The following is a 21,261-nucleotide window of genomic DNA, read 5'->3' as shown; positions in this document are numbered from 1 at the left end:
TGGCACTTTCGTACCAGAAATCATGGAAACATGAACCTTCCTCATGTTTGAAGCCGCAGGTCCGACGCATGCTTCACCCGAGGAAACATGAGACTCCCTCATATTGGCCGTTATATAATCGTTATAATCCCAGGTGGAGTTACCGACGAGTACGCCACACCCACCCACTGCTTCGCGAACGAGCCCGGGCCCGGTAAAGTTTGGACGGTCGTACCATCAGCGCGAGTGGCGAAATTGGCAGACGCGCCAGATTTAGGTTCTGGTGTCCACGGACGTGGGGGTTCAAGTCCCCCCTCGCGCACAAATACCCAGCAAATTTGCTGGGTTTGCGTGCCGTGTGTTCGAGCGCACTCGAACACACGAAGGGACCAGGCAATATGCCTACTGACCTGCGGAAATTTCTGGCAGATTCGCCAACCATACCCGCCATCAGCTCCTCGGCGCCGCGATTCGGCAGCCACCGCCAGGAGGTTCGATGATCCCGGCACTCATCCCCCCACAGGCACCGCTGGACCAACTGGTCCACGGTTCCGCACCCGTCGCCCCAGCGCATCGTGTAGCCGACGGCGATGTCGTCTACGGCATCTGCACGGTGGGCGAAGCAGGCCGGATCCTCGACCATCACCTCTTCGCTGCTCTCGGCTGGGCCCCGGGCACACGCCTGCATATAGACGTCACCGACGATGCACTGCTCGTCGGGCAGCTCCTGGACGGGCCGGTCCACGTCACCCCTGGCGGCTTCTTCCGGGTTCCGTTCCGCCAGCGACGCCGTGTCCACTTGTTCGTCGGCGACCGGGTACTGCTGATCGGCCGCCGCAGCAGCGGACGCCTTCTCGTGCATCCTCCCGCGACGTTGGAGAACCTGCTCGGTGCCCGCATCGAACTCCTGGGCAGGTGACCCGATGACATCAACCCACCAGTCCACAACTCCCCCGGCCGACACCCTCGCTGCGGCCAGGCTGTTGCTCACCCAGATGGGTCTCTCCCCCGCGGATCTGCTCACGCCTACCGTTGCGGCACCTACCTTCGCCGAGATCGTCCCTGCGGTGCGCGCAACCCTGCGCCCCGGCACCCGCCGCACCTACGGCACACACCTCGACAGACTCGAACAGTGCTGGGGTGATCGCCGACTCGACCAAGTGACCAAACCCGACTTCGACCAGCTGGCCGAATCTGTCCGCACGACCGTACGGGTCAACCGGGCCTCCCGCGGCGGCGCCAGCGCGGTCGAACACTTCATCTCCACCGTCCGCTGCGTCTACCGCCACGCCGAGGAGAAAGGCTGGATCCGTCCCGCCGACAACCCCGCACGCACCCTCACTCGCCCCACCCGCCGCAAATCACACCGCTACGCAATCCCTACCCACCAACTCGCCGATATCTGCCGTATCGCCGCCACGACCGGCAACGACCAAGAACTCGACTCGTTGCTGCTGCGGCTGCATATCGAAACCGCCTGCCGCCGCAGCGGCGCGCTGGGACTGCGCCCCCACGACCTCGACACCACCCAATGCCTGATCTACCTCCGCGAGAAGGACGGAACCGACCGCTGGCAACCGGTCTCCCCCACCCTGATGGCCCATCTCACCGCCCACGCCCAGAACCGCCACAGCCCGCAATCGGAGCAACTACTGCGTTACCGCAACGGCAAACCGATCACGCACCGCCGCTACGACCACCTCTGGAACCGCATCGGCGAACACCTGCCCTGGGTCCTCACCCAGGGAGTCAGCACCCACTGGCTCCGCCACACCACCCTCACCTGGGTCGAACGCACGTTCAGCTACGCGATCGCCAAGGAATACGCCGGACACTCCAGCAAAAAGGCAGGCACTACCGCCACCTATGTCAAGGCCAACCTTCATGAAGTCGCTGCCGCCTTGTCCGTCTTGACGAACGAACCACACCCCCTGATACATGCAGAAGAGAGCTCGCAGCCGAATAGAGCGACATCGAATCGCAGGAGCCTGCCCTGACCGAGCCGGATCCGCCACTTTCCGGCGGAAAGAACGAAAAGCGCTGATGTACAGCAGTTTTCACCAGAATGTATTGAGCGCCTCGGCCGACGACATATAGCGTCGGGCCCGGCAGATCTAATGCGCCCCGGCCGGTGGGCTAACACCGGGCCGGGGCAGACACGGAGAGAGGACCTCCGCCATGCAAAGTGTAATCATCTCGGTCGGAGCCGAGGTGGAAGTCGAAGCACCCTACAACCCACGCTTCCATGATGCGGCCGACGAACTCGGTGGAACGCTCACGCCGGACTCAGACGTGTGGCGGTTCGCCCGCAGCGACGAGGACCATGTCCGCCGGCTGTGCAGTGAGATCTTCGGCCACGACACCTCAGCGACGCCTACACGTGTCCAGCCACGCGAGGTTACCGAACTACCGGAAGCGGAGACGGTCAGCGCTCACCAACGACGGGCGAATTTGCTCGACCGGCTCAATTCCCTCCTCGACGAGGTGGCCGATGTACATACTGCCCTGCAGGGCCTGACCAAGCACACCTGATCGAGAAAATCGCTCCGTTGCCCGATATGGCGAGCACTTGCTCGCCATATCGGGCGACGAAGCATCGTGAGCGGCTCGGCGAAAGCTCAGGACGTCCAGGACATGCACCGCCGCGCGTTGCCCGTCCTTCTGGACTGTCGTCACGGTTGCATCGCGTCACCGGGGGTTATTGCAATCCCGCCGACGCCGGTGTTGCACGATAGGGAGCCATGGAAGCCGCTGACAGCAACGCTGTGCACGACACCCCCGAGGGAACCCTGGTGAGCATCGGTTACGAGGGGAAAACCGTCGATGATCTCGTTGCTCAACTGCTCGACGAGGACGTCCGTGTCCTCGTCGACGTGCGCCTCACCCCGCTCAGCCGTAAACCCGGATTGTCGAAGACCAAGCTGTCGGAGGCCCTCGCCGCAGCGGGCATCGGCTATGTCCATCACCGAGCGCTCGGCAATCCGAAAGACAATCGTGCCGGCTTCCGCGCAGGTGATCCGGCCTCCCGCACCCGGTATAGGAAGGTCCTCGACAGCGCTGCGGCGCATGACGCGCTGGCCCACGTCTGTGAACTTCTCGACGACGGCGCGGTGGCGCTGCTCTGCTTCGAGCACAACCACGCCGAGTGTCACCGGAACATCGTCGTGCACCGACTTCTCGAGGCTCGACCGAACGCGGCCGTAGTCCACATCTAGTCAGAACAAGGTGTTCTCGATCTTCGGACGCCAGACACCGAGGACGGAGAAGGCGCGGCGACGACGATTCTGGTTACCGACGTAGAAGTGCACATCGTTGTCCGCCGACAGCATCTCGTCGCGCCATTTCTTCAGCATGGCTTCCCTGGCGCCGGTATCCCCGTAGTCGCGCAACCATTTTCTGCCGCTCTGCCCGGCCTCCCAGTCGAGAACCTTTTGCTTGTGTCCGGGGCACTTCGGGCTTTCGCAGCGGTATTTGTACCGGACCGCGAACGGCGCGGGCTGAAGAGGCTCGAGCGAGCTGCCGAACAAGTCCGGCGCCGAGGCTCTGTCGATCTTCGCCTGCTCGGCCGGGGTCCACGAGTCGCCATCGACGACCGCAGTCTCGATATCGACAGGTTTGATCAGCCCCAGCGACGGTGATGGGATACCCATACCGCCCACCGGATTCCGGTCGAGGAGTTCACACATCGTGGTCCCGCCGACAAGGCTGCCGAGGTTCATACGCCGCCGCTGCCAATTCCTGCTCGTGTCCAGCAGCTCAACGCGCACCAACTCGTCCTGACGCGGCCGGAAAGACTCCGGCCGGTTGTCTTTCACCTGGTGATACGTACCATTCACTCGAATGATCTCGTACTTCCTGAACTGACTGTCGAAGTCCGCGTTGCGGAACTTCACCGGGTACAGGCGGATCCACTCCGGACGGCCTCGATCGAGTCGAACGCCGGCGACACATACCGTCTCGCCGTAGCTGTCGCTCGGATTGGGATAGGTCTTGACGGTGACCATGACAGCCGCCGTCTCCTCCCCAGGCCGCGGCGGCCTCATACCTGGGGAATCGGCACCGTCTACCCGGCCACTTCCTCCCATACAACCAGGAAAACACACAGTGCATCAGCACCGAGGCAAATCGACAACAGTTGTCGCCCAGGGTGTCTCACGATTGCACCGTCGGTGACAGTCGTAACCGACAATGGCGAGGCAACCAGCTTCGAGGTGTTCTCCAACGACTGCGGAACGACGACCAGGGGCTGGGAATCGTGGTGTCCGCCGGTCCGATCGCCCGGGTTGGCCAAAATGCGCAGGATCATCTCCGCAACCGGGGCTATGCGTAGTCGTCGTCGGCCTGGCCATCGAGCCATGCAACCGCGGCAGCGAATCGCACGCATGCCGCACCGTGGCCGCCGTGCAGCCGACGGACGAAATCCGCCTCCTCGTAGCAGGCGAATGACGGCTCCCCCTCCGCGCAATCTGCATGCCAGGACCGCCACCGATCACGATCGGCGATTCCGGCACGCACACGGTACGGCACCGTGTTCATCGGTTCGCGAGCTTTGCCTTGTCCCAGCCGGCGCGGTCACTCCATGCCTGTAGGTAGTCGGGGGCGAACATCGGGGCGTCCGGAAGTTCGGGGATATCGAAGGCGGCGGCAAGGAGGATCTGGTTGGCGGTGACAATGACGCGGTTGTGTCGCAGTTCGTCGTGGATCTCCTCTGCCAGGTCCGGGGCCTGCTGGCGGTGGGCGTTGTACCAACCGCTGTGCCGGTCGAGGTAGGTGAGCGCGACCACCGCCGCACATGCTCGGGCCACGGTCGCGGCGGTCGGGTCGGTAGCCTCCTCCGCGACGATCAGGGCAGCAGTTGCCATGAGCCTGGCACCGGTGGTGCGGGCGAGGTCGGCCCTGATCGAGTCAATGCCCAGCGCGGTGCCGTCGGGTTCGTAGTTTTCGCCGGCCTGATCGATTCCTGTGGCGGTGTAGAGGTCGGTGGCCAGGATCGTCTCGCGGGTGATGATCATGTCGAGCCACCACGGTCGCACGGTCGGGGTTCCGGGCAGGATCAGCGTCGACAGGGCTTGGTGGGTGCGTCCGGCGGATTTCTCCAGGACTTGGTTGTCGCCTTCGGCGGTTGTGGAGCCGCGAGCGTTGGCGTTCCAGTCGGGGTAGTAGTTGCAGCGTAGCTGCCCCTGGGCACCCCCACGCGCGCTACACGTGCGCAGCGCTTTCTCCGCGATCGTGGTCAGGACCGGTTTGACCACCGTCATCCACAGCGGCAATCGCTCCTGCTGGCCGGGGTCCGTGGACAGGTCGCGGACCAGCCGGCCCAGCACGCTGCCCGCGTAGGCGTGTGCGGCGGAGGTGACGAGGTCGCGTTGCAGGACGTCACTGTGACCGTGAGGCCGCTGCTTGCTGTAGTTGACCAGTCCGGCGACTCCCGCGCGGGCGGCGGCGATATTGGCGGTGGCCAGATCGAGACGGCCACCGACGAGTGGGCTGATGGAGCGATGGCAGCGCCACCGCGCATCGGCTTCATCGCAGCGGAACTCGCCGTCGTCGGTGATCGTGGCCCACTCCCCGCCGAGGAACCCCTCGCGAGGGACGAACAGCCGGTCGGCCAGGGCCCAGCCATGGTCCATCGCGGCGCCGAGTTTGCTGGACATCTCGCCCACCTCGACACCGTCGGCCAACCCTTCTTCGACCGTGCGCAGGCGGGACAGGAACAGGAACACGCCCTCGTCGCGGCCCTCGAAAATCAGGCGCGCACTGAACACCACGATCTTCGGGACAGTGTTGTCGGCGATATTCGGCGGGCCTTTCACCGACCCGATCGTGGGGCTGGACAGCCAGAATCCGTCCGCGTCGCGATCCCAGACCGCCTGCATCTGCTGGTCGGCACCGTTGGTGCCGCCGAGCTCGGTCAGGGCCAGGACACCGACGGCTGCGCCGGTGTCGAGGTCGGCGAGGCACTGCTGCTGGTAGGGGGCGCCGGTGCCGTGGGTCGCGATCGCGCCGATCGCGAGGTCGAAATGCCCGGTCCACACCGTCAGCAAGTGCGGGGCGGCGACCGCGGCCCAGTCGCCCAGCGCACCCCGCAGGTGGGTATCGGCAGTGATCTCGCGTGCAGGGACACCGACCTCGGACAGCACGCTGCGCAGCAGGTCCGGGGCGATTCCGGCTTCCAGCGCGTAGGGCAGGTGATCCTGGGGGACGTCGCCGAGCCGCATGATCAGCTCGCGCGCTTTACGGTAGGTCGCCAGGTACGGGCCGTAGATCGAGTCGCGCAGAGCGGCCACGGTGGGGTCGTCGCCCTGGTATCCGATGGGGCTGATCTGGTCGAGTGTTGTTGTCATGGTGCACAACTCATTTCGGTAGTGCTCAATCGAGCGGATCATTCGAACTGGTGCCGAGGTACAGGCGGACGTGCGGCTACGGGATGAGCAAAGGCTCTGCTGGTGGGAACGCGACCGGCAGCGCGGTGAGTGAACGGTGGAAGGGCCCCGGGCGCCAGGTGAGTTGCTCGCGCGGGATGGCCAGCTGCATATCGGGCAACGCGTCGAAGAGTTGGCCGATGGCCGCGCCGACTATCAGGTCCGAGGATCGGCGGGTCATCTCCGGGCAGCGGTGCCGACCGGCTCCGTGGCCCAAGTGCCAGCCGTTGCCGCCGCCGTAATCCCAGTCGCTGTCGTTGGTCCGGCGAATTGTGGGATCGTTGTTGCAGGCGGCCATGCTGATCAGCACGGGCTGGTGCGCGGGCAGCCATATACCGTCGAGCAGGGTGCGGGCCCGGGGATAGCGGGGGGCGTAGTTCGCCATCGGCGGGTCGGTGGTCAGGTTTTCGACCATCGCGTCCTCGACCGGTGGGGCGAAGCCTGCCTCGTTGTGGCGGTAGCGGTCGTTGGTGAGCATCAGCAGGGTCGTGTTGGCGGCGTGGTTACGCGGCACCTCGATACCTGCGGTCAGCAGCGTCACCAGCTGGTGCAGTTTCTCCTCGTGCGCCAGGTCGGTGGCGGTGTGCACGAGATTGGCCGTGACATCGGTGTGCGCCGGGCACCCGTTTTTCGAGGCCATGAGCGCGCCGAGCGCACTGCCCAGCATCGCCTCGACATCGACGGTGGCGTCGGTGTCGAACATCGCCGCGGTCGCGGTCAGGACATCGCCGAGCAACTCGGGCGGGCAGCCCATGATGTCGCTGGTCAGGACGGACGTGAAGAGAGGCGAGAAGTACTGACTGACCAGGTCCGCGCTCGCGTCCCGGCAGAAGCTGTTGATCAGCGAGATCGCTGTGCGTTCGGCGGCCGCGCGCACGTAGTGCAGGTCGACCACCGTCAATCCGCGATTCAGCGCTTTCCGGTATCGGCCGTGCTCGTCGCCGGCCGCGCGGAGCGTGTTGGGGCGCCATTCCATCATCGGCCGCAACCGATGCCGGGTCGGCAGCGTCTTCTGCCACGTCCGCGGGTCGGCCGGGAACCGGTCATCGTCGTTGAGGACCCGTTTCGCCGTGTCGTAGCCGATGACCAGAGTTGCCGGCACGTCCTCGGCCAGCAGCACCGGCACCATCGGTCTGGCACCGGCACGCATCCGCTGGTAGACCGCGTGAGGGTCTTGGGCGAACGCCTGGTCGTACATGCGGTAGCGGGGCCCGAAACTCTCGATCGAGGGATACGACTGAGAGGCGGTGATTTGCGGTGCACTGGTGTGCAGCGAATGGGATTGCACGGGATGGTCCTTACGAAAGGTGCAGCGGCGGCGCGGGGAGGAACGTCGCGGGAAGCGCGGAAAGCGCACGCAGGAACGGGGTCGGAAACCAACTGAGCTGCTCGGCGGGAATCGCCAGCTTCATCACCGGCAGCGCATCAAGCAGCTGTTCGAGTCCGGTAGTGGCGATGAGCAGCGCGAGAACACTGGACGGGCATTGATGTGCGCCCGCGCCCCACGCCAGATGCGCGCGGTTACCGTGGCGTTCGGCGGCCTGAATGGCCGGATCCGCGTTGGCCGCTCGAATGCCGATGACCACCGGTTGATGCGCAGGCAGCCACACTCCGTCCAGCCGTGGCGCGGTCGGATACCGCACGCATCCGTTCGCCACCGGCGGGTCGAGGAACAACGTCTCCTCGACCGCTTCGCGGGCCCCGAGCGCCCCGCCGAGGACATCACCGGTAAAGCGGTCGTCGGTGAGGAACAGCCGCAACGTATTCACCAGCAACGACACGGTCGGCTCAGCCCCGGAGAGGTAGAACTCCGCCAACTGGTGTACGACCTCGTCGTCGGTCAAGCCGGCCGGATGCTGCATAAGCCATGTCGCTATGTCCTCGGCCGGTGCGGCCTTCTTCTGACGCACCACCTCGGCCAGCACCGCCGTGGCCAGGTCGTATCCCTGCACTGCGACCTGGGCATCATCTGCGGTCAGGTGCTCGGTCACTGCCTGATACAGCTGCGCATTCGCGTCCTCGGGCACCCCGGCGATCTGGCCCAGCGCCGTGTACACCAGCGGCACACCGTATTCGGAGCGCAGATCAGCCTGCCCGCGGTCACAAAACAGGTTGATCAGGCCGACCGCGACGCGTTCCACCTGGGCCTGCACCATGTGCAGGTTCACCCCGCTCAGAACATCGACGACCACGCGCCGGTACCGGTCATGATCGGCGCCAGAGCTGCGTGCCGCGGTCGGCCGCCACTCCAAGCCCGGACGCACCGGACATTCACCTGGCACACCTTTCTGCCAGACCCGCGGGTCGGCGGAGTAGAACTCATCGCGCAGGACCTCCAATGCCTTGCCGTAGCCCGTCACCAACGTGACCGGCACATCATCGGCCAGCGTGACCGGGACCAACGGTCCGAACTGCTTCCGCGTCTGCTGGTAGAAGCGGTCCGGATCGGCAGCGAACGCCGCACCCCATAGCGGCACCGCCCGGCCGTCCGGCGCCATCGGCGAGCCCTGCGCAGTCCCCGATTCTCCGGATGGGGTCTGTGCTGGACGGGCAAGAGACCTCTTCACAAACACTCCAAGGGATACATAGAAATCGAATGCACGTGTCCCCCTGCGGTACACGTGGCGCCGCCGTCGTCGGGAGGGCTGGAATGCTGTGGTGTTCGACGTTCGGCTGAGGCAGATTCAGGCTGGCAGAGCACAGGATTCGCGAACATGAGCCGCTGCCCTAGACTTGTCCTACTCTCGTGTTCGACCGAGTTTCGACGGACAGTCTCGATGGCGACCGATAAGGGGGATGAACGGGGCCTATGGCGTCAGTGGTGGCCCGCTGGACGGGATACGAAGCCCGCGCCTTGCGTGAGGCCACAAGGATGAGCGTTCGCGAGTTCGCTGCTCACCTGGGTGTGAACGATGCAGCGGTCTCCAACTGGGAACGGCGCGGAATCGAAGCCAAGCTACGGTATGAGACTCAGCAGATTCTCGATACTGAACTCGCCCGATCTGGCCCGGACGTAGTAGCCAGGTTCGAGTTCATCCTTCAGCACGAAGCGGAAGACACTCCCCTTGGAACAGGACCGATTCCGAATCAGTCAGCGACCAGCGGGCCTGACTTCGGACTCCGGTCCAGGCGGCGAACGGCGGCTCTCCTCGATACAGCGACGCCGGTCCTCATGGAGGTACCGTATCGGGTCGATGATGCAGCAGTCGGGAGGTTTCGCCAGTTCCTCGCCTCAACGGCAAGGGTATTCGTCATCGCGGGCGGTGTGGGTAGCGGAAAGACCTGCCTCTCTCAACACTTGGTCCGCGAATGCCGGGAAACGGTGGATTTCCAACTTCACCTTTGCCAGACGTGGGTTCTGCCCACTACGGATCTGGCTACCGAAGTTCTGCGGTATTCCTCGTTATCGAGCGGTGATGATGCGTTACTCACTCTGGAGCGTGTCGTAGGCGCGCTCGCATCTCCGTGCGTTGTTGTTATCGATGGCATTTCGTCGGAGGAGCATCTTTCCTTCGTCGGTCGGCAAGTCGATGGCATATTGCGCCAAACAGACTCCCATCACCTTCGGTTTGTCCTCGTCGTCCGGACACCGCCCGAGCTCGACCTCTCCCCTTTTCCGATCCTGGCGGCCTCTACATTCAGACAGATCAGTGCGTCACCAACGGCTTCGTACACACTTGCACCCTGGACGATGACCGAGACACGCGAATGGTGGGACGGCACGCGCCGCAACAGCCAAATACCGTTCTCGCGCCTACCGGGGCCGCTGCAATCCCTGGCATCTATCCCGCTGTATTCGCAGTTGCTTCACAGCGCCGGAGAACCCCTCCAGGAGGGAATTCGCAATGGTCCGGCGAATGGGTTTCGCCTTGTCGACCATTGCGTGCGGACTATTCTCGGCCGCAACGCCCAACCCATCGAGCCAACCATCGAGAGCCTCATACAGGTAGCCCGTGCACTGGATCCGAACGCGATTCCGCCGTCTCTGACCACCCCTTCACAGAAGACCAATTACCGCGCCGAGCCCCCGCAGCCGACTCCTCTTTTCGTGGAGCGGGCCTCCGACGGAGGTGCGCGTTTCGCCCACGACATCTTCCGTGCTTACTTCCTTGCTACCTGGATTTCGGACCGGTTAGCAGAGACCGGGAGGTCTGCCGCGACCGTCATCGCATTCAACGAACTGGCCGTTCGCGCATCGCAGTCCGCCGCGGCGCGCAATGTGTTCGATTTTGTGGTGTGTGCACTCGATTCCCGCGCGCACCACCTCATCGAGGTGATCGCCTTGGCGCCATCGATCACGATGGACGTAGCGCTCCCGATGTTGCTCGAAACCATGGCAACCAACGGCGTACTGGCAGAAGATGCTATTCGTTCCTCCGCCCACCGCTGTACACAGTCGCAGGCACTGACCAAAGCGGTGCTGGCCACACCGAACCTCCCGGAAATCCTCGGCGATCAGCACGCGCCCTGGGTGGTCGAACAACTACGCACTCACGGCTCGCAGCTCTGGCCTTCCATCGCCAAACATGTCGAGGATGCCCTTAATGTAGAGATCAGCACTCGAATCGTCAGCTGCATCGACCTCGACAGCCCTGCTGAAGCGGCCTTCCTCGCCCGCTACTTCGACCTGTTCACGAATGCGGGCCACGACCCATTCGATCTACTGCAGCAACTCGTTCGTAATCTCGACTGGCGTGTACGCGCGGCCCTCGCCGAATCATTGCCAGGACGCGGCACGCTCAGCCCTCCACAGGTGAACTCCCTCATCGAGCAACTCGCAGGTGATTACGACTACAAAGTGCGAGCAGGCCTCGCCAGGGCGATCAGCGCCCTCGACACCGCCGCTTGCCAGCGTGTCCTTCGGTTAATGCTCACCGACAACAACTGGCATGTGCGCGAGCAAGCACTCCAGTCGATCACCGCGGCGCGACAGAACCCGGTGCCTGATCCAGCGTTCACGGACCAAGTCCTCGCCATCATCTCCACTGATAAGAGCTGGCTCAGACCCCCCGTGCACGTAGCGAAGCTCATCACCCGAATACATATGCTCAGCGGCACAACCACTCGGGATCTACAAGTCCGGGAAAACACCGGTCTGATCGGGCTTCTCAAAGAAGTTCGGTCCGGCTGGATCACATTGCCACCCGAACGTGAGCAAGCCCTGGTCCGCTGTGGTCAGGAGTCCTCTCATTGGCTCGTGGCGCGCGAAGCCGAAGCGGTCCGACGGCGACATGAGTCCGGAACACCCAGCATCCAGGAGTGGTATCGACGGCGCCGCGGCAGGCGCTCGCTCCAGGTGGCCCTCGATGTTCATTCGCTCGACCGGGCAACCGAGATAGCCTACGTGGCCGTCGAGGCCGACGTAGATTTTATCGAGGTCGGTGACCCGCTGATCAAACGGGAGGGCATCGCGGCAATCGAAGCGATCAAGCAGTGCGCGCCGGACACCGCCGTCGTAGCTGAGATGATGTCCGCAGACTGGGGCCGGGACCAGGTCGAACTCGCCGCTGAAGCCGGCGCTGATGTCATCCTCTTGATCGGTCCTGCATCGATGGCCAGTGTTTCTACCGCGGTCGCAGCAGCCCGGCGCCTCGGTGTTGCACTCACCCTCGATGCCACACCCGAGCACGCCACGCCCGCCTGGCTGCGCGATATGGAACGCACCGGCATCGACGGTTTCGTAGTCACCACCAATATCGACCTCGGTGTCGGCAGCAATCACCCCCTGGCCACCGCCGCCGCGGTCCGCAGATACAGCCAACTGCCCGTCGCGGTCTCCGGCGGCTTCAGCCCCGGCGACGACGCACTGAGTAGTGACGAATGGGACATAGCCATAATCGGTCGCAGCATTGCCGACGCCGTAGCACCGGCCGATACTGCCGGCCAGCTGGCCACCCTTGCCCGTAAGATCCGCGCCAAGGAGCATTCGTGATCATCACGCCGCTGCAGCCAGAACACATCGGCGAAGTCCGACAGCTCATGCAGCTCGGGGAGCCCTACATCAGCGCGCGCACCCTGTCGGACTACTGGCTGTATGCGACGCTGTTTTCCACCACCTGCCCCGTGGCAGTCGACGAGGAGAACACACTCGCCGGCGCAGTCATCGCCTTCCGAAGCCAGGACGAACCCGCCGACGTGTACGTACAGGACGTAATGGTTCATCCGCACTACCGCCGCCGCAACATCGCACGAACGCTTCTCGGCGCAGTGCGATCGCGAGCTGCGGGATGGGGTTGCACGCGACTGTACTTGACGTCTGAACCCGAAAACCGCGCAGCACACTCCAGTTGGATCGCACTAGGGTTCGAGAACCTCGAGGGCGACAGGGAGATCGATGGGGTCTCCGTCACCAACGACTTCAAAGGCCCAGGCCGAGATCGAGCTGTCTACGCGCTTTCCCTGGAATAGGCTCTCCCGTATCCGATTCGCCTCGTTGGCCCCTGCATTGACACCGGCCGCTCATCCTTGTTCAGGAATCGCACGCCAGGGCCTGGCGACCGACTGCAATCCATGAAGCGGGCCAACGCCAGGTCAGGCGACGCTGCCGCGTAACACCGCTACGCAGAACTACAGCAGAACTAGGACAGGACCGCGGTGTCTACTTTCGGTCTCACCAACGACGCTGGTCACGAGTACGCGACTCCTCGTCGCCGACGGCCGAGCGTCGTGACCTGCTGACCATTTCCGGCACCGACCTCACCCGAGGCGAGGAGGTCCATTCGAGTGAGAGGTGAGCCCGTAATGCTCACACCGGAAACAGATTCCCAGTTCGCTGAAACGTGCCGAGAGGAAGGAATCAACCCGGCCGAAGCCGCCCGCTCGGTAGCCAACGGCACGATGGTCTTTCTCCGGTCCGAAGCCAGCAAGCATATGGAGAACTTCAAACCCCTCCTTGTCGGCACCGGCACCAGGCCCAAGATCAGCGGCCTGATCGGGCTGGGGCCGCGTGACACCGATCGGCACGCCATCGTCGACACGATGAGCGTCATCCTCGCCGCACGCCCCGATGCCGTCATGGACCTCACGACCAACCCGGAGGGTGTCGCTCTACGCACCGACCTCAAAGAGATCATGGGCGTTCCACTCGGGGCTTGCCTGACCTATGACCTGTTCACCGACCCCCGCCGGCGCATGAGCCGTGCGGAATTCCTCGAACGATTCGAGGCAGGATTGGCAACCGGGGTCGACTACGTGCTTGTCCATATGGGTATCACCCCGGCGATATCCGAGGCGATGAAGAAATCGACCCGAATCGTGCCCACCACCTCGCGCGGCGGCGGACTGATCGACCGCTACATGCGGATACAGCACTGCGACAACCCCTTGATCGAGCACCTCGACGGCATCATCGAGATCTGCCGACGCCGCGAGGTCGTACTCGACCTCGGCGACATCTTCCGGTCTGCCTGTACTGCGGACGCCGCCAACGATGAACTGAAGTGGATGGAGCTGCGGCTGCTGGCCCAGCTACGCGCCGAGATACTGCGCGGCGGCGTGCAGGTGCTGTGTGAAAGCGGTGGGCACATCCCACTCCATCTGATCCCCGAGCTCATCCCCGCCTACAAGGAGGCCCTGGGCGGTGCGCCGCTCTGGCTGGCCGGGCCCATGGTGATCGACAATGCCGTCACGCTCGACCAAGTCGTCAATACCCTCGGTATCCTCGCCGCCGGCCAGTGGGGCGGGGACATGTTCGCCTCCATCACCCATAACGAGCATTACGCGATGCCGACCGCACCTGATACCGCCGAAGCCATCCGGTTCGCACGGGTCGCGATCACTGCATTGGAGTTGGCTCGCGGAAAGGAGTCCGAGACCACCAGGCAGCGCGCGATGGGGCAGTCCCGGCGCCGCAATTCCTGGGCCGAACAGGCCGAGCTCGCGCTGTACCCGGACCTGGCAGACCAGGCGTTCATCCGCGAAGGACTCAAAGACGGCGCACCGTGCACGATCTGCGGCAAGTACTGCCCACTCGTCATCGTCCACAAAGACGACGAGAAGCCGGTCACAGCCTCGGCAGTACAGCCCTTGCCCGTAATCGACCGCGAGGACTGATCATGCCGGCCACCGGTATACAGCACAGCATTGTGCGGCGCCTCCCCGATTCCGCCGAACTCGACGATGTGGCGACCGACATCGCGGACCGCCTCCTATCGATCGGCCGCCGCGTACCACCGGCCGACTGGCTGATCGTCGGTGGTTCCCTCGCCCGCGGCGAGCCGACGTTCGTGCGGCACAAGCAGCAGCACGTGCTGGTCTCCGATATCGATTTCCTGTACGTCCACTCCGGACAGCGGCCATCGATGCCGGTAGCGGAGCTGGTCGAGATGGCCGAACAATACTTTTCGACTGTCGATCTCATGGTTCTTCCGCTGTCCGGCTACCGCCGCGTCCAAACCTCGCTCGGCTACGACTTCAAGAACCTCGGTATAGCACTCACCGACACCGGTCTCCCAGGCCATACCCCTGTCGAGCTGGATGCCCGCGACGCCTACGAGATCCTGCTCTACTACACGCAAGCATATTTCTGGTGCGGGCTACACGGCCCGTGGCTCAACGGCGAAAACACTGCGCAGCACCATCTCGTGACCAACCGGCTGTGCATGAAGATCCTGCGCGCCACCGCGATGCTGGACGGCGCCTACGCGCACCACGACTTCGACCGTATGCCGCGGCCGATCGCGGACCGGATGCGCGCGGAACTGCGCTGGCGCCGTGACCCGTCGCAGCCTCCTATGGACGCGGGCCGATTCTGGACCTATCTCGCCGAGGCACTGACGCGTTTCGATACCGAATTCGGGCAACGGCGAGCTGATGCGGTCAACTACAGCCGGTACGCGACGACAAGCAGCGGGCGGATCGTCGCCCGTCACCACCAGGCGGCCCATCAGTTGGCGCGGGCAATGGCTGACGCATGGCTCGTCACAGGCGACCCGCGGGCATTGGCTACGGTGAAGCACCGTGCGTGGGCGGAATACACCGGCTGGGACGGCACCCACATACAGCCCAGCCCGGAAGACTACTTCCGCCGCCACAAGCAGGACATTCACGACCATCTATTGGCGATGAAAGTGCAGGTTGTATGAAACTGCTGGTCACCGGAGGTGCGGGCTATGTCGGCGCCACCGTCGCTCGCATGGCACGCGACGCCGGCCACCAGGTCGTCATCGTCGACGACCTCTCCCGCAACGACGATCGCCAGGTCCCCTCCGGCGTGGTCTTCGCGCGGCTACGCGTCCACGACATCGCCGATGTCCTCACCGCTGAGGCCGGTTTCGACGCGGTCCTGCACTTCGCCGGCCTCATCGCCGCCGGCGAATCCATGGCACATCCGGAATGGCACTGGGACAACAACACCCGTGCCTCGCTAGCCCTCCTCGACGCCATGCGCGCCGCCGAGGTCGGCAAACTGGTGTTCTCCTCCACCGCCGCCGTCTACGGCGAACCGACCGAACTGCCCCTCACCGAAACCTCACCCACCAACCCGGTCAACACCTACGGCGACACCAAACTCGCCGTCGACCGCGCCATCGCGTCCTACACCCGCACAGGCGCCCTCGGCGCGACCTCGCTGCGCTACTTCAACGTCGCCGGCGCCCACGCCTGCGACGACGGCATCATGATCGGCGAGCGACACGACCCCGAAACCCACCTCATCCCCCTCGCCCTGGACGCCGCACTCGGCCACCGCGACAAGCTCTCCTTGTTCGGCGACGACTACCCCACCGCCGACGGCACCTGCGTCCGCGACTACATCCACATCACCGATCTCGCCCGCGCCCATCTGCTGGCACTCGACGCGATTGAGCCGGGCGAACACAATATCTACAATCTCGGCAACGGTATCGGCTTCTCCAACCTCCAAGTCGTACAGGCCGTACGCGAAGTCACCGGAGCACAATTCGACGTCGAGAACGCCCCACGGCGGCCCGGAGACCCCGCCACCCTGTACGCATCCTCGGACTTGGCGCACAGCGAACTCGGATGGAAACCGGAGAAACCCGACATCGCCGACATCGTCGCCGACGCCTGGGCATTCCACCGCACCCACCGGTAACCGAACCAACAGGACACCGATGACCACCCCCTCGCTGGACACCGAATACGCAGACCTCACGCCGCTACAGGTCCGCATCGCCACCCACCAGCACCACTCCGAATACCCCGACGACCCCGTCGCCGAAGTCCTCGCAGCCCTCGGCCTAACCGGCACCGAGGACCTCGCCGATATCGGCTGCGGCGACGCACGTTTCCTCGCACACCTACGCGAAACGGGCCACACCGGTCGTCTCGTCGGCGTGGATGCCTCACTCACCATGGTCGCCGCCGCGGCGGCGGTAGCCGGTGTCACCGCGCTCCACGGCGAGGCCAGAAATCTACCGCTACGGGACGGCGAGGTCGACGTTTGCACCGCCCGGCACATGCTCTACCACGTCGCGGACCCACTCGTCGCACTCTCGGAGTTCCGGCGGATCACCCGACCCGGTGGAACGATCGCTGTAACCGTCAACCACGCCCGAACCTGCCATCGCACACACCAACTCGTCGCGGCGCACGCAAGCAGTTACGGACTCACTCCTCCGGACGGAATGATCAACCACACCGTAACCAGCGACACCTTGCCCGACATGATGCAGGACATCTTCGGCAACACGACGATCGAAACCCACGACAACGCGCTGGTTTTCGACCGACCCGGACCGCTGATCGCCTTTGCCGAGGCGCTGTTCACCTTCTGCGGCATCGCACCCGACTCGCCACACCGCGTTCAGATCCTCGCCGACATCACCAGCGAGATCGAACAGTGGTTCATGACCCATCCGGACCAACTGTGGCGCGACTCCAAGGGTTATTCCATTGCCACCGCAACTATCACCGGGTGACTGGGAACGAGATGCGCCTCGTGAGCCACTACATCCTTGCGAACCAGCTCACGGGCGGCGGAATTCGCCATCGGCCACACCTTTGCCGAAGGCTTCCCATTCATCAGCGGTGTAGCGCAGCGTGACAATCCTCGAGGCGGTGTCGGCGGCGGCCAGCTCGGCGGAACCATCCGCGTTCACACTGACCTCGGCGGTGCCAACTGTGCCGGGCCGGCTGCTGAGTGCGAGATCGAGAAAAGCGGTCCAGCAGGCGGTCGGGATCGCGATTGTCGGCTGGGTGTCGGGCGCGTCGGCGTAGTCGCTGTTCTGTTTGCTGTCTCGGATGAGCACGCAGTCACCAAGGAACTTGACCTCGACGCACGAGGGGCCGTCGTTGGAGTACGACGACTTGAAGAAATCACCGTTGTTGCTGGTGACGGGCCTATCTGTGCTCATACTGATCAGGCTATCCTATCTGCCACTTGCTGGATCAGGGCCGCGGAGTCCTCTGGGCTCAGCGCCAGGTCGAGTTGGCGGTCGAACAGGATCCGCAGTTCGCGGACTCGGGATGCGTCGTCGATGATTCCCCGGGTGGCGACCGATTCGTGCCATGCCAGGGACGGCAGCATGGGGCTGGCGAAGTGGATGATGTGGAACGGCGATCCCGACAGGATCGGGCGCCTGGGAGCGGTGAAGGGGACGATTCTGACCTCGATCGTGTCGCGTCGTGCCATCTCGTTGAGGTGACGCAACTGGCCGGCCACCACCTCAGGACTACCGGTGAGCTGGTGAAGTGCCGCCTCATGAATCAGCGCGGTCAGCTCCAGTGGGTCTTCGCCGGCTAATCGTTCTTGTCGTTTCATCCGGGCGTCGATGTACAGGTCCGCGTCGACCGGGCGAATTCGGGCGATATCGGAGTCCATGATCGCGCGGGCGTAGTCCACGGTCTGTAGCAGACCCGGGACTATCAACCCTTCATAACTCTGAATGGCCTTCGCGCCATGTTCGAGGCCGAACAATCTGAGGGTCTCGGTGTCGAAGAGGGCGGAGTAATCCATCCACCAGCCGCGCTCGCGGGCATCGGCACGGAGGGCTTCGAGTAGTTGCCGTTCCTCATTGTCCGCAGCGGCGATGCCGAACAGTTTCAGGAGCGCGTGGAAGTTGTCGTCGGTCAGGGCGCGCCGGTCGCTCATGAGCTGGTGCCAGTGATTGGTGGTGATACCCAGCGCCTTGGCGGCGGTCTTGACGTCGATCTGCTGCGCGGTCTTCCACTGGTTGATCCGAAGCAGCAACTCCCAACGGGCGACCGTCGGTGACTTCACGCGTCAGCTCCTTCCCTGGGGTCGAAGCGATCCTACCCCTCGCCTGAAATACCGGTCTGGCAGTTGTGCTGACAACTTGTCAGAGCTACCGTCAGACATGACATCGGCCACTACATCCGACTAGTTCGGATCACATGTGTCAGACAGGGAGAAGTCATGCCGATACAAGTCATCGACCGGACACTGATGGTCAGCGACCGGTGCGGGCATCAAGCAAGAAGCGTCGGAGACCAGCAGTGGGTAGTCAGTTTCCTGCCGGGCCGCACGCTCTCGACCGAACAAGCCACCGCGGCCATGCAGATCGCGGAATCCGTCGCCGACAACCTCGTGCTGGCCAGGTACCTGGGCTTGACCGTTCTCGAAGCCTGCGGCCTGGCGGCCCAAGAGCCCCCACCCGGCGAAGTAACCGCAGTCGCCACACGACGCACATTTCGTCGGTTCGGTGACGGGGCAGGGCGGTGGTCTGCATGAGAAACCATCGGGCGCTGACTGATCGGCAGGCTTCGATTGCTCTCGTCATCATGTTCAGCGCAGGAGCAGCCAGGGGACGGAGAGTAGCGAAGCAGGCGCGGCGGGCGTCGCGATCTCACATGTTGCGCTCTGTCGATACCGGCGGCCGTCACCGGCTGGAGGCGTAATGTTCGAGCAGTGCCACAGCGCGCATGAGGTTGCCCATGTATATCGTGCGATGGGATTCGACGCGTCACTGATCTTCCACCGAGTCGCGTTGATCGCATCCAACTCACTCGGAGCGGTAGCGATGCCAGCCGCCCTGGGCGCCGACGTACGCCGCGCACTCACCGACGGACCGCGCGCGATCCATGCGCCGATCATCAGCTTCCACCGCCCCGACCGAGAGTGGGTCTACCTGGTCGGCCCCGGTATAGGTCGCAGTCTCGGCCGCGCAACCCGAGATATGTTCGACACTGCCGGAGTACGGATCATGATGTCCGGACAGCGGGTATGGCTCCCGATGAGTGACAGCTTCACCCAATGGTATTGGGTATCGCCGCCCAGTCACGCCAGGGCATTGCCGTCGCGGACCGCGGTACTCACAACCACGCGTCATCTGCTGCACCTGCAGTCGCATTCGTCCGTACGGCGGTGAACCCATGTACACCGTCACCGCGATGAGTGCGACGACCCCGTTCCCATCCTGCGAGGAACTGCTATCCGCCGTACGGGGCCACCGTATCTCCGCCCATCCCCTGACTGGGCTGGCCCGTGAATTCGGCCGGATGCACCGGCGCCAACTTCACCTGGACGAACCTGCGGACCGCCGCCACCGAAACGCTTTGATCCGCAGGGTAGACGAGTGGGTCGCGAACCATCTCCCTCCCCCGCATCCGGCATCGACGCTGCATCCCGAGTCGATGGGAACGGTGATCGACCGCCTCGCTGAAACACAGGTGCTCGCGTTTCACCTGCTCATGACGATCGAGCCTTCTCATCCCAGCGTGCACAAGGCGTGGTACCAGCTCGCCGAACTGCGCGACAACTACACCGACCTGACGACCGCAGTCACACACCGGGCACTCCGCCTGCCTTGCACACCAATCCCATGACCACCGGGGTCGACAACCCACAAAGCAAGGAGCCTCGAAATTTCCATTCCCGGCCTACCTGCATCTGGCCACCGGACCTCCCCATTCCTCGGGACAGCCGACGACCTGGTGATTCTCGATGCCGATATCGGGTGGCGCCCAGGAGGCCTCATAGCATTAGCGATCGCGGCGCGTGTGGTGCCGAATCTGGTCGTGGTCACCGCCGATGAAACTCATGGCCGCCGCGCCCAGCTGGCCCGCCACGCCCTGAACCTGCTCGACCGTACCGACGTCCGGGTCATTGCCGGGTTCGATCTAGGAGGTGAGGACCGATTTCTCCTCGACAACCACCACCGGTCCCCAGCATTCAGTGAGGACTTCCTCGAACGTATCCGCGGTCTCGATCGCATGATCGCCGCCATCGTCGAACTCTGCGAGACCACTCGCCGAATCCGGTGGGTCGGACTCGGCCCGATGTCCAATATCACGGCTGTTGTCTCTCGCCTGCCGGAGATCGCCGACCGCGTGATGGTCACCCAGCTGGGTGGGGCACTCAACCATCACCACGGCAAGACGCCCGTATCGCACAACTTCCGTGTCGATCCCGTCTCCGCCGGGCTGGCGTTGCGCGCACTCCACACGCCGCGTCTGGTGCGAGGCGAGCACACCGACTCCGACGCCACCCAGATCACTCCGGGTTTCCCACTCCTTCCGACGTTCGAACAGCCAACCGCGCCGGGGTGGGCGCAACTGCTGGCGATCCACCTGCGCGCATGGCTTGTCCGTGAACCCCGGACCTGGTTGGGGCATCCCTTGGCTCTCAGCGCCACGCTCGGGCTGCCATTCGTTACGTTTCGCACCGAACGAATCGAAATACACCCTGATGCACGTCTGTCCCGCACACCCCACGGACGGCCGATGCAGGTGTCCAACACGGTCGACTACCCCGCCTTCCTGACCTGGATGCGCGACGCACTGCGCATATGACGCCGCGTCGGCATCCCGTCGCGAAACGAAGGGGAAACGCGTGACCGCCAGGACACCCAATCGAAGTCCCGTCTGCAGCAGCCGATTAGCTACCTACCATGCGGCGCTGCGCCGATACCCGGTGCTAGCCTGACCCCGGGCCGGTCGC

20 protein-coding genes and 1 tRNA gene are annotated in these 21,261 nt (G+C 64.1%); 15 read left to right on the top strand and 6 right to left on the bottom strand.

What is annotated here, in order from left to right; translation table 11 throughout:
• Positions 1 to 219: 219 nt before the first annotated feature.
• The 5 genes from ON32_RS05680 to ON32_RS05660 all read left to right on the top strand — a co-directional run bounded on the left by ON32_RS05680 (position 220) and on the right by ON32_RS05660 (position 3,194).
• Positions 220 to 301, top strand: a tRNA-Leu gene (locus tag ON32_RS05680).
• Positions 302 to 475: 174 nt separating this feature from the next.
• Positions 476 to 898 carry a hypothetical protein gene (locus ON32_RS05675; protein ID WP_051132904.1) on the top strand — a complete coding sequence of 141 codons (423 nt, stop codon included), beginning with the start codon at positions 476 to 478 and terminating at the stop codon, positions 896 to 898.
• 4 nt (positions 899 to 902) lie between these two features.
• On the top strand, positions 903 to 1,976 hold the full coding sequence (locus ON32_RS05670; protein ID WP_051132903.1) for a tyrosine-type recombinase/integrase: 1,074 nt from the start codon (positions 903 to 905) through the stop codon (positions 1,974 to 1,976).
• Between the two features lie 214 nt (positions 1,977 to 2,190).
• On the top strand, positions 2,191 to 2,511 hold the full coding sequence (locus ON32_RS05665; protein WP_138448535.1) for a hypothetical protein: 321 nt from the start codon (positions 2,191 to 2,193) through the stop codon (positions 2,509 to 2,511).
• A 209-nt stretch (positions 2,512 to 2,720) separates the two neighbouring features.
• Positions 2,721 to 3,194, top strand: coding sequence for a DUF488 domain-containing protein (locus ON32_RS05660; RefSeq protein WP_040789292.1), 474 nt, complete (start codon positions 2,721 to 2,723; stop codon positions 3,192 to 3,194).
• Here ON32_RS05660 and ON32_RS05655 read toward each other — a convergent pair whose 3' ends face one another.
• The 4 genes from ON32_RS05655 to ON32_RS05630 all read right to left on the bottom strand — a co-directional run bounded on the left by ON32_RS05655 (position 3,195) and on the right by ON32_RS05630 (position 8,899).
• Positions 3,195 to 3,983, bottom strand: a complete 789-nt coding sequence (locus tag ON32_RS05655; protein WP_040789290.1) for a DUF8757 domain-containing protein — start codon at positions 3,981 to 3,983, stop codon at positions 3,195 to 3,197.
• A gap of 528 nt (positions 3,984 to 4,511) precedes the next feature.
• Positions 4,512 to 6,323 (bottom strand): acyl-CoA dehydrogenase family protein, encoded by a 1,812-nt coding sequence (locus ON32_RS05640; protein WP_040789285.1) that lies wholly within the window; start codon positions 6,321 to 6,323, stop codon positions 4,512 to 4,514.
• 76 nt (positions 6,324 to 6,399) lie between these two features.
• The gene (locus ON32_RS05635) at positions 6,400 to 7,689 is read right to left on the bottom strand and encodes a cytochrome P450 family protein (protein WP_245550822.1); all 1,290 of its coding nucleotides are present in this window, start codon (positions 7,687 to 7,689) and stop codon (positions 6,400 to 6,402) included.
• Positions 7,690 to 7,699: 10 nt separating this feature from the next.
• Complete coding sequence (locus tag ON32_RS05630) at positions 7,700 to 8,899, bottom strand: cytochrome P450 family protein (RefSeq protein WP_040789283.1); 1,200 nt, start codon at positions 8,897 to 8,899, stop codon at positions 7,700 to 7,702.
• A 374-nt stretch (positions 8,900 to 9,273) separates the two neighbouring features.
• Here ON32_RS05630 and ON32_RS05625 point away from each other — a divergent pair, with 374 nt between their 5' ends.
• The 6 genes from ON32_RS05625 (at position 9,274) to ON32_RS05600 (ending at position 17,281) form a co-directional block, all read left to right on the top strand.
• Positions 9,274 to 12,333: an orotidine 5'-phosphate decarboxylase / HUMPS family protein gene (locus ON32_RS05625; RefSeq protein ID WP_157224087.1), complete on the top strand. Its 3,060-nt coding sequence runs from the start codon at positions 9,274 to 9,276 to the stop codon at positions 12,331 to 12,333.
• On the top strand, positions 12,330 to 12,809 hold the full coding sequence (locus tag ON32_RS05620) for a GNAT family N-acetyltransferase (protein WP_040789278.1): 480 nt from the start codon (positions 12,330 to 12,332) through the stop codon (positions 12,807 to 12,809). The genes ON32_RS05625 and ON32_RS05620 overlap by 4 nt, the downstream gene beginning before the upstream one ends.
• A gap of 333 nt (positions 12,810 to 13,142) precedes the next feature.
• Complete coding sequence (locus ON32_RS05615; RefSeq protein WP_040789276.1) at positions 13,143 to 14,453, top strand: phosphomethylpyrimidine synthase ThiC; 1,311 nt, start codon at positions 13,143 to 13,145, stop codon at positions 14,451 to 14,453.
• 2 nt (positions 14,454 to 14,455) lie between these two features.
• The gene (locus ON32_RS05610; protein WP_040789274.1) at positions 14,456 to 15,484 is read left to right on the top strand and encodes a nucleotidyltransferase family protein; all 1,029 of its coding nucleotides are present in this window, start codon (positions 14,456 to 14,458) and stop codon (positions 15,482 to 15,484) included.
• On the top strand, positions 15,481 to 16,455 hold the full coding sequence (galE, locus tag ON32_RS05605) for a UDP-glucose 4-epimerase GalE (protein ID WP_040789272.1): 975 nt from the start codon (positions 15,481 to 15,483) through the stop codon (positions 16,453 to 16,455). The genes ON32_RS05610 and galE overlap by 4 nt, the downstream gene beginning before the upstream one ends.
• Before the next feature lie 19 nt (positions 16,456 to 16,474).
• Complete coding sequence (locus ON32_RS05600) at positions 16,475 to 17,281, top strand: class I SAM-dependent methyltransferase (protein ID WP_040789270.1); 807 nt, start codon at positions 16,475 to 16,477, stop codon at positions 17,279 to 17,281.
• Between the two features lie 48 nt (positions 17,282 to 17,329).
• Here the strand turns inward: ON32_RS05600 and ON32_RS05595 are convergent, their stop codons facing one another.
• Together ON32_RS05595 and ON32_RS05590 are read right to left on the bottom strand one after the other, a co-directional pair.
• The gene (locus ON32_RS05595) at positions 17,330 to 17,716 is read right to left on the bottom strand and encodes a DUF397 domain-containing protein (protein WP_040789268.1); all 387 of its coding nucleotides are present in this window, start codon (positions 17,714 to 17,716) and stop codon (positions 17,330 to 17,332) included.
• Positions 17,717 to 17,721: 5 nt separating this feature from the next.
• Positions 17,722 to 18,582 carry a DUF5753 domain-containing protein gene (locus tag ON32_RS05590; protein ID WP_040789266.1) on the bottom strand — a complete coding sequence of 287 codons (861 nt, stop codon included), beginning with the start codon at positions 18,580 to 18,582 and terminating at the stop codon, positions 17,722 to 17,724.
• Positions 18,583 to 18,738: 156 nt separating this feature from the next.
• Between ON32_RS05590 and ON32_RS29530 the strand changes: the two genes are divergently transcribed.
• The 4 genes from ON32_RS29530 (at position 18,739) to ON32_RS26865 (ending at position 21,113) form a co-directional block, all read left to right on the top strand.
• Positions 18,739 to 19,053: a hypothetical protein gene (locus ON32_RS29530; protein ID WP_040789264.1), complete on the top strand. Its 315-nt coding sequence runs from the start codon at positions 18,739 to 18,741 to the stop codon at positions 19,051 to 19,053.
• A gap of 289 nt (positions 19,054 to 19,342) precedes the next feature.
• Positions 19,343 to 19,690 carry a hypothetical protein gene (locus ON32_RS05580; protein WP_157112826.1) on the top strand — a complete coding sequence of 116 codons (348 nt, stop codon included), beginning with the start codon at positions 19,343 to 19,345 and terminating at the stop codon, positions 19,688 to 19,690.
• 4 nt (positions 19,691 to 19,694) lie between these two features.
• Entirely contained in the window at positions 19,695 to 20,147 is a 453-nt protein-coding gene (locus tag ON32_RS27585; RefSeq protein ID WP_083874090.1) for a DUF4254 domain-containing protein, read from the top strand.
• A gap of 108 nt (positions 20,148 to 20,255) precedes the next feature.
• The gene (locus ON32_RS26865; RefSeq protein ID WP_051132900.1) at positions 20,256 to 21,113 is read left to right on the top strand and encodes a nucleoside hydrolase; all 858 of its coding nucleotides are present in this window, start codon (positions 20,256 to 20,258) and stop codon (positions 21,111 to 21,113) included.
• Positions 21,114 to 21,261 lie beyond the last annotated feature (148 nt).

The sequence above is a fragment of the Nocardia paucivorans NBRC 100373 genome (genome assembly GCF_000308675.1).
GTDB classification, from domain to species: Bacteria; Actinomycetota; Actinomycetes; order Mycobacteriales; family Mycobacteriaceae; genus Nocardia; species Nocardia paucivorans.
This window is presented reverse-complemented; position numbering and strand designations above follow the sequence as displayed.

What these genes read in the sequence shown, in the direction of transcription:
- ON32_RS05675 (WP_051132904.1), top strand. Translation starts at nt 476, where the DNA reads ATGATCCCGGCACTCATCCCCCCACAGGCACCGCTGGACCAACTGGTC.
- ON32_RS05670 (WP_051132903.1), top strand. Translation starts at nt 903, where the DNA reads ATGACATCAACCCACCAGTCCACAACTCCCCCGGCCGACACCCTCGCT.
- ON32_RS05660 (WP_040789292.1), top strand. Translation starts at nt 2,721, where the DNA reads ATGGAAGCCGCTGACAGCAACGCTGTGCACGACACCCCCGAGGGAACC.
- ON32_RS05655 (WP_040789290.1), bottom strand. Translation starts at nt 3,983, where the DNA reads ATGGTCACCGTCAAGACCTATCCCAATCCGAGCGACAGCTACGGCGAG.
- ON32_RS05640 (WP_040789285.1), bottom strand. Translation starts at nt 6,323, where the DNA reads ATGACAACAACACTCGACCAGATCAGCCCCATCGGATACCAGGGCGAC.
- ON32_RS05630 (WP_040789283.1), bottom strand. Translation starts at nt 8,899, where the DNA reads ATGGCGCCGGACGGCCGGGCGGTGCCGCTATGGGGTGCGGCGTTCGCT.
- ON32_RS05625 (WP_157224087.1), top strand. Translation starts at nt 9,274, where the DNA reads ATGAGCGTTCGCGAGTTCGCTGCTCACCTGGGTGTGAACGATGCAGCG.
- ON32_RS05615 (WP_040789276.1), top strand. Translation starts at nt 13,143, where the DNA reads ATGCTCACACCGGAAACAGATTCCCAGTTCGCTGAAACGTGCCGAGAG.
- ON32_RS05610 (WP_040789274.1), top strand. Translation starts at nt 14,456, where the DNA reads ATGCCGGCCACCGGTATACAGCACAGCATTGTGCGGCGCCTCCCCGAT.
- galE (WP_040789272.1), top strand. Translation starts at nt 15,481, where the DNA reads ATGAAACTGCTGGTCACCGGAGGTGCGGGCTATGTCGGCGCCACCGTC.
- ON32_RS05600 (WP_040789270.1), top strand. Translation starts at nt 16,475, where the DNA reads ATGACCACCCCCTCGCTGGACACCGAATACGCAGACCTCACGCCGCTA.
- ON32_RS05595 (WP_040789268.1), bottom strand. Translation starts at nt 17,716, where the DNA reads ATGAGCACAGATAGGCCCGTCACCAGCAACAACGGTGATTTCTTCAAG.
- ON32_RS29530 (WP_040789264.1), top strand. Translation starts at nt 18,739, where the DNA reads ATGCCGATACAAGTCATCGACCGGACACTGATGGTCAGCGACCGGTGC.
- ON32_RS05580 (WP_157112826.1), top strand. Translation starts at nt 19,343, where the DNA reads ATGCCAGCCGCCCTGGGCGCCGACGTACGCCGCGCACTCACCGACGGA.
- ON32_RS27585 (WP_083874090.1), top strand. Translation starts at nt 19,695, where the DNA reads ATGTACACCGTCACCGCGATGAGTGCGACGACCCCGTTCCCATCCTGC.